The sequence below is a fragment of the Paraburkholderia sp. SIMBA_054 genome (genome assembly GCF_046534875.1).
In the GTDB taxonomy this organism is placed as follows: domain Bacteria; phylum Pseudomonadota; class Gammaproteobacteria; order Burkholderiales; family Burkholderiaceae; genus Paraburkholderia; species Paraburkholderia hospita.
In genome coordinates this window covers 1-229 of the sequence record NZ_JAWRXV010001878.1, presented here as the reverse complement: position 1 = coordinate 229, position 229 = coordinate 1, and the positions used below count along the sequence as shown (strand labels likewise).

Annotated in this window: 1 protein-coding gene; it reads left to right on the top strand. The window is 50.2% G+C overall.

The window, feature by feature from the left end:
- Positions 1-229, top strand: a 229-nt coding sequence (locus SB822_RS61565; protein ID WP_410859729.1) for a glycerate kinase, incomplete at both ends; no start/stop codon positions are given.

Genomic DNA, 229 nt, shown 5'->3' with positions numbered 1-229 from the left:
AAGGAAGCGAAGCGATAGCGGCGGGCATTAAAGAAGTTTATCCATCGGCTGATACGAAAATGCTGCCACTGGCTGATGGAGGAGAAGGAACGGTTGAAGCTCTTGTTGAAGCAACCAAAGGAACCTTGTTCACGGTTCCGGTAACTGGGCCGTTGCAAGAAAAAATCGAAGCTACATATGGGGTTCTAGGCGATCAACGGACAGTGGTCATCGAAGTGGCTGCAGCATG